4 protein-coding genes are annotated in these 6,176 nt (G+C 60.8%); 2 read left to right on the top strand and 2 right to left on the bottom strand.

All coding sequences use genetic code 11. From position 1 onward, the window contains the following. Positions 1-842 precede the first annotated feature (842 nt). The gene (gene acnB, locus ASC85_RS28165) at positions 843-3,452 is read right to left on the bottom strand and encodes a bifunctional aconitate hydratase 2/2-methylisocitrate dehydratase (RefSeq protein WP_057452251.1); all 2,610 of its coding nucleotides are present in this window, start codon (positions 3,450-3,452) and stop codon (positions 843-845) included. Between the two features lie 408 nt (positions 3,453-3,860). Between acnB and ASC85_RS28160 the strand changes: the two genes are divergently transcribed. Further along, the gene (locus ASC85_RS28160; protein WP_003202781.1) at positions 3,861-4,331 is read left to right on the top strand and encodes a DUF1289 domain-containing protein; all 471 of its coding nucleotides are present in this window, start codon (positions 3,861-3,863) and stop codon (positions 4,329-4,331) included. A gap of 163 nt (positions 4,332-4,494) precedes the next feature. On the opposite strand, the gene ASC85_RS28155 is transcribed toward ASC85_RS28160, so the two are convergent. Continuing rightward, on the bottom strand, positions 4,495-5,358 hold the full coding sequence (locus ASC85_RS28155) for a universal stress protein (protein ID WP_057452250.1): 864 nt from the start codon (positions 5,356-5,358) through the stop codon (positions 4,495-4,497). Between the two features lie 178 nt (positions 5,359-5,536). Between ASC85_RS28155 and ASC85_RS28150 the strand changes: the two genes are divergently transcribed. Further along, positions 5,537-6,145, top strand: a complete 609-nt coding sequence (locus ASC85_RS28150; RefSeq protein WP_057452249.1) for a tRNA-(ms[2]io[6]A)-hydroxylase — start codon at positions 5,537-5,539, stop codon at positions 6,143-6,145. Positions 6,146-6,176: the final 31 nt, after the last annotated feature.

The following is a 6,176-nucleotide window of genomic DNA, read 5'->3' as shown; positions in this document are numbered from 1 at the left end:
CCGCCGCGAAGGGCCATCCATGGCCCAGCGCGGCTAACCCGGCATCCATGCCGGGTTGCCCACTGCGCAATACCTTCGTTCAGCCAKCGTGGTTAACGGGGCGCCGAGATCAACGTCCACCGCGAGGCGGCCTAACGGCCGACCTGGTTCTTGGTGGGGCCGCGTTTCTTCTGTGGGAGCGAGCCTGCTCGCGAAGGCGGTGTGTCAGTTTGCGGTGAGGTTCGATGTGCTGGCCTCATCGCGAGCAAGCTCGCTCCCACAGTTGGATCAAAGTAGAGCCGCCAGAAAAAGGCCGGCTGTTAGGCCGCCTCGCGAGCAAGCTTTGCTCCCACAGATCTGATGGGTGTACGACCAGGAGAACCAGGTCGGCTACCAGGCCGCCTCGGGGCGGACGTTGATCTCGGCGCCCCGTTAACCACGATGGCCGAACGCAGGCATTGTGGAGTGGGCAACCCGGCATGGATGCCGGGTTAGCCGCGCTGGGCCATGGATGGCCCTTCGCGGCGGGCCCACGGAGCANTGGCCGAACGCAGGCATTGTGGAGTGGGCAACCCGGCATGGATGCCGGGTTAGCCGCGCTGGGCCATGGATGGCCCTTCGCGGCGGGCCCACGGAGCAATGCCGGAGTGAGGGCACACCGAGCCTAAGCGAGGTGTCGAGTGGTGGGGCATGAGCGTTTTGCTTACTTTTGCGCTTTTCAAAAGTGAGCCGCCGTCAGGGCGGAACCCTAAGCAGCCGTTACCGCAGCAACGGATATGTCCCCAACAAAAAGGCATTCCCTGAAATAGAAAAACGCCGCCCCTCGCAAGAAGGGCGGCGTTTTTAGTTGGGCGTTTTAAGCTTTAGGCTTGAACGACCGGGATGTTGGCGTTTGCAGCCGCTTCACGGAACTCGGCGATCTGGTCGAAGCTCAGGTAGCGGTACACGTCCGCTGCCATGCTGTCGATCTTGCCGGCGTATTCCATGTACTCCTCGACGGTCGGCAGGCGACCCAGGATCGAAGCAACGGACGCCAGTTCGGCCGAAGCCAGGTAGACGTTCGCGCCGTCACCCAGACGGTTCGGGAAGTTACGGGTCGAAGTCGACACCACGGTGGAGTTCGGCTCGACGCGTGCCTGGTTACCCATGCACAGCGAGCAGCCTGGCATTTCCATCCGTGCACCGGCCTTGCCGTAGATGCCGTAGTAGCCTTCTTCGGTGAGCTGGTGAGCGTCCATCTTGGTCGGCGGCGACAGCCACAGGCGGGTTGGCAGCTGGCCCTTGACCTGCTCCAGCAGCTTGCCGGCAGCGCGGAAGTGACCGATGTTGGTCATGCACGAACCGATGAACACTTCGTCGATCTTCTCGCCAGCAACGCTGGACAGCAGACGGGCGTCGTCTGGATCGTTTGGCGCGCAGAGCACAGGCTCGCTGATGTCGGCCAGGTCGATTTCGATGACTTCGGCGTATTCGGCGTCGGCATCGGCTTCCATCAGTTGCGGGTTGGCGATCCAGGCTTCCATCGCTTGGGCGCGACGTTCCAGGGTACGTGCATCACCGTAGCCTTCGCCGATCATCCAGCGCAGCAGGGTGACGTTGGATTGCAGGTACTCGGTGATCGACTCTTTCGACAGCTTGATGGTGCAACCGGCAGCCGAACGTTCGGCCGAGGCGTCGGACAATTCGAAAGCCTGTTCCAGGGTCAAGCCTTCCAGGCCTTCGATTTCCAGGATGCGGCCGGAGAAGGCGTTTTTCTTGCCTTTCTTCTCGACGGTCAACAGACCGTTCTGGATGGCGAAGTACGGAATGGCATGAACCAGGTCACGCAGGGTGATGCCAGGTTTCATTTTGCCTTTGAAACGCACCAGGATCGATTCCGGCATGTCCAGCGGCATGACGCCGGTGGCAGCGGCGAACGCGACCAGGCCGGAACCGGCCGGGAACGAGATGCCCATCGGGAAACGGGTGTGCGAGTCACCACCGGTGCCCACGGTGTCTGGCAGCAGCATGCGGTTCAGCCACGAGTGGATGATGCCGTCGCCCGGACGCAGGGAAACGCCGCCGCGGGTCATGATGAAGTCAGGCAGGGTGTGGTGGGTGGTCACGTCGATCGGCTTTGGATAGGCCGCGGTGTGGCAGAAGGACTGCATCACCAGGTCAGCCGAGAAGCCCAGGCACGCCAGGTCTTTCAGTTCGTCACGGGTCATTGGACCGGTGGTGTCCTGGGAGCCCACGGTAGTCATTTTCGGTTCGCAGTAGGTGCCAGGACGTACGCCTTGGCCTTCTGCCAGACCGCAAGCCTTGCCGACCATCTTCTGCGCCAGGGTGAAACCCTTGGTGCTTTCAGCGGGGGCTTCAGGCTTCTTGAACAGGTCGAACGCTGGCAGACCCAGCTCGGCGCGAGCCTTCTCGGTCAGGCCGCGGCCAATGATCAGCGGAATACGACCGCCGGCACGGACTTCGTCCAACAGCACAGGGGTCTTCATTTCGAAGGTGGTCAGGACTTCATCGGTACCGTGCTTGCAGACTTTGCCAGCATGCGGGTACAGGTCGATCACGTCGCCCATGTTCATGTTCGAAACGTCGAACTCGATAGGCAGTGCGCCGGCATCTTCCATGGTGTTGTAGAAGATCGGAGCGATTTTGCTGCCGAAGCAGAAACCGCCGGCGCGCTTGTTCGGCACGAAAGGAACGTCGTCGCCGAAGAACCACAGCACCGAGTTGGTCGCCGATTTACGCGAGGAACCGGTGCCGACCACGTCACCGACGTAGGCGATCGGGAAGCCTTGGCCGCGCATTTCTTCGATCTGCTTCATCGGGCCGGTCTTGCCTTGCTCGTCCGGAACGATGCCGTCACGGGCCATTTTCAGCATGGCCAGGGCGTGCAGCGGGATGTCCGGGCGGGACCAGGCGTCTGGAGCAGGGGACAGGTCGTCGGTGTTGGTTTCGCCGGTGACCTTGAACACGCGCAGGCTGATCTTGTCGGCCAGCACCGGGCGGTTCTTGAACCACTCGCCGTCGGCCCAGGATTGCAGCACGGCCTTGGCGTGAACGTTGCCGTTCTTGGCTTTTTCAGCCACGTCGTGGAAGGCATCGAACATCAGCAGGGTGTGCTTGAGTTCCTTGGCGGCTACCGGCGCCAGTTCGGCGTCGTCCAGCAGTTCCACCAGGGTCACGATGTTGTAGCCGCCCTGCATGGTGCCGAGCAGTTCAACGGCGCGCTTCTTGTCCAGCAGAGGGGATTGGGCCTGGCCCTTGGCGAGGGCGGACAGGAAGCCGGCCTTGACGTAGGCAGCCTCGTCGACTCCAGGCGGAACGCGATTGGTGATCAGGTCAACGAGGAAAGCTTCTTCGCCAGCCGGAGGATTTTTCAGCAGCTCGATCAGGCCTGCGGTTTGTTCGGCGTTAAGCGGCTGGGGAACGATACCCAGGGCTGCACGCTCTTCGATATGTTTGCGGTAGGCTTCAAGCACAGTTATTACCCTCATCAGTGGTCCCAAATGGGTGTCCGGGACGCTCATCCAGGAACCCACGGTACTCATGCGCGTCGGCGGCTTTTTGAGCCACCACGCCAGAGTTTCCGCACGTTCCTCACAGAAGCTGCTTTCAAAGTTTTACGCCTGCAGAACGGGGAGCTGATGAGGGTTGGCGTTGGGCTTTCCCCGCTGGAAAGACCCTTCGCCAACACCGCTCTGAAGGAACGACTGTGCTCGTGACGCTTTGAAAACAGCTTCTAACGGACATTGGCGCCTTAAAAGGCTGGCTGATTCTACGGGAAAAAAAAATTAAAGGTAAGTTGGGCCTGGAAGTTTGAGGGGTGATCAATCTTAGACAAAGGGCTAACATGCCGGCCTGTCCTGCTTTTGCGTGTGCGTTTCCTTATGCCCAACCAGCTCATCAAGACCCCCTGCGTCGGCCTTTGCTCCACTGTCTACGGTGACCTGGTGTGCCGTGGCTGCAAGCGGTTCCACCATGAAGTGATTCACTGGAACGGCTACAACGAGGACGAAAAACGCGCGGTGTGGATGCGGCTCGAGCAGTTGTTGGTGCAGGTGATGGTGGCCAAGTTGGAGGTTTTCGACCCGGTATTGCTGCGCCAGCAACTGGAGTCGCGCAAGATCCGCTTTGTGCCGCACCAGTCGGAATATTGCTGGGCCTATCAGTTGATCGCCCGGGGCGCGCGGGTGATCAACAACCTGGAGGCCTACGGCATGGTGCTGATGCCGGAGTTTCGTGACTGGGATCTGCCAGACCTGCGCGATGCCATTGATCGGGAGTTTTTCCTTCTGTCCGAAGCCCATTACCAGCGCTATATCGCGCCGGGGTTCCTGAAGGACGCGATTGGCGGCTGACAGCTTTTTGTGGCGAGGGGATTTAGCGAAACGTCGCACCGCCCCGCTGTGGGAGCAAAGCTTGCTCGCGATGCAGGCGCCTCGGTTCCAGGGAGACCGCGTCGTTTTTATCGCGGGCAAGCCTTGCTCCCACAGATAAATCCCCTCGCCACAGGTTGACGTGTCAGTCCTTGACTGCCAACTCCACCAGATGGTCCTCGACCTCCTGCGGCTTGAGCACCAGCACGTCGCTTTCCAGCGTGTCGAGCACGGCTTCGGCGGTGTTGCCGATCAGCACCCCGGACAACCCCGAGCGGGCCACGGTGCCGATCACCGTCACCGCCGCCTGCAGTCTGCGCGCCATGTACGGAATCAAGACGTCCGCCGGGCCTTCTTCAACGTGCAGGTGCTGGTCATCGATGTCGAACTCGGCCTGGAACGCCCGGCATTGTTCGCGGTAACGGGCTTCGATGGTTTCCTTGAGCTGGAACGTCGGGTCGGCGGACGAGAGCATCGGCGAGGGGTGGGCGCTGATCACATGCAGGTGCGCCTTGGCGAGGAGGGCGATGTCATAGCCATGATCGATGATGGTGGTGTGCAGGTGGCGATGCTCGCCGTCGGCATTGCCAACGTCGACGGCCGCCAGGATCACCTTGTCTTTCCAGGAGCCGGCGGTTTTCACCAGCAGCACCGGGGTTGGGCAATGGCGTAGCAGCTTCCAGTCCGCCGGGGTCAGCAGGGCTTTTTTCAGCGGGCTGTCGGGGAAGTGCTGCTTGATCACCAGCCCGCAACCTTCGGCCTGCTGCACGTCGATGATGGTTTCGTGGAGGCTTTCGTTCCAGGCCTGCTCGGTGGTGACGCTGTAGCCGTCGGCCAGCAGTGCGGCCTTCAGCACGCTGAGCAGGCCGGCATGGTCATGCTTTTTGTCGCACACCAGCAGATGCAGGTGGGCCTGGGTCACCCCGGCGATCAGTTTGGCGCGCTTGAGCGCCAGGCTTTCCGAATGTTCGGGCTCAATAACCACCAGGATGCTGCGAATGGCTTGCATGATCGGCGTTCTCCTGCAATGAAAAGGCTGGCGTTGCTCAACTATAGTTGTTGTGAGGCAGTCTAGTTGTTGTGGAGGAGTCTTCGACTTGATGCATATCAACGGCGGTGGCTGGTGGTCTGGGGGCAGGCCGGTATAATCGGCGCCCTTCGCTCGACTACCTTTTTCCGTGAGCCCCATGAATCTTCCCGAAATTCACGAATTCCTTGGTTGCCGCACCCCCGATGCCTGGGTCCAGGCCGCACTGGCGGATCAGGAAACGCTGCTGATCGACCACAAGAACTGCGAGTTCAAGGCGGCCAGCACCGCCCTGAGCCTGATCGCCAAATACCACTCCCACGTCGATCTGATCAATCTGATGTCGCGCCTGGCCCGGGAAGAGCTGGTGCATCACGAGCAGGTCATGCGCTTGATGAAAAAGCGCAAGATCGGCTTGCGCCAGCTCTCCGCCGGGCGTTATGCCTCGGGGCTGCGCAAGGTGGTACGCAGCCACGAACCGGTCAAGCTGGTGGACACCCTGGTGGTCGGCGCCTTCATCGAGGCCCGCAGTTGCGAGCGTTTCGAGGCCTTGGTCCCGCACCTGGACGAGGAACTGGGCAAGTTCTATTTCGGCTTGCTGAAAAGCGAAGCCCGGCATTTCCAGGGTTACCTGAAACTGGCTTACCAGTACGGCGACGCCAAGGACATTGCCCAGGTGATCGACAAGGTCCGTGAGGCCGAGCGGGAGCTGATCGAATCGCCGGATGTGGAGTTTCGTTTCCACAGCGGTGTGCCGATGCCGGCCTGAATTGTTAAAAACTCTTAAAAACATGAAACTT

Origin of the sequence: Pseudomonas sp. Root401 (genome assembly GCF_001425105.1) — a bacterium.
Taxonomy (GTDB): Bacteria; Pseudomonadota; Gammaproteobacteria; order Pseudomonadales; family Pseudomonadaceae; genus Aquipseudomonas; species Aquipseudomonas brassicacearum.
The sequence above is the reverse complement of the archived record's forward strand: the minus strand, read 5'-3'. Positions and strand labels throughout refer to the sequence as shown.

Excerpts from the sequence above, each read along its gene's own strand:
- ASC85_RS28150 (WP_057452249.1), top strand. The coding sequence starts at position 5,537 with ATGAATCTTCCCGAAATTCACGAATTCCTTGGTTGCCGCACCCCCGAT.
- ASC85_RS28155 (WP_057452250.1), bottom strand. The coding sequence starts at position 5,358 with ATGCAAGCCATTCGCAGCATCCTGGTGGTTATTGAGCCCGAACATTCG.
- ASC85_RS28160 (WP_003202781.1), top strand. The coding sequence starts at position 3,861 with ATGCCCAACCAGCTCATCAAGACCCCCTGCGTCGGCCTTTGCTCCACT.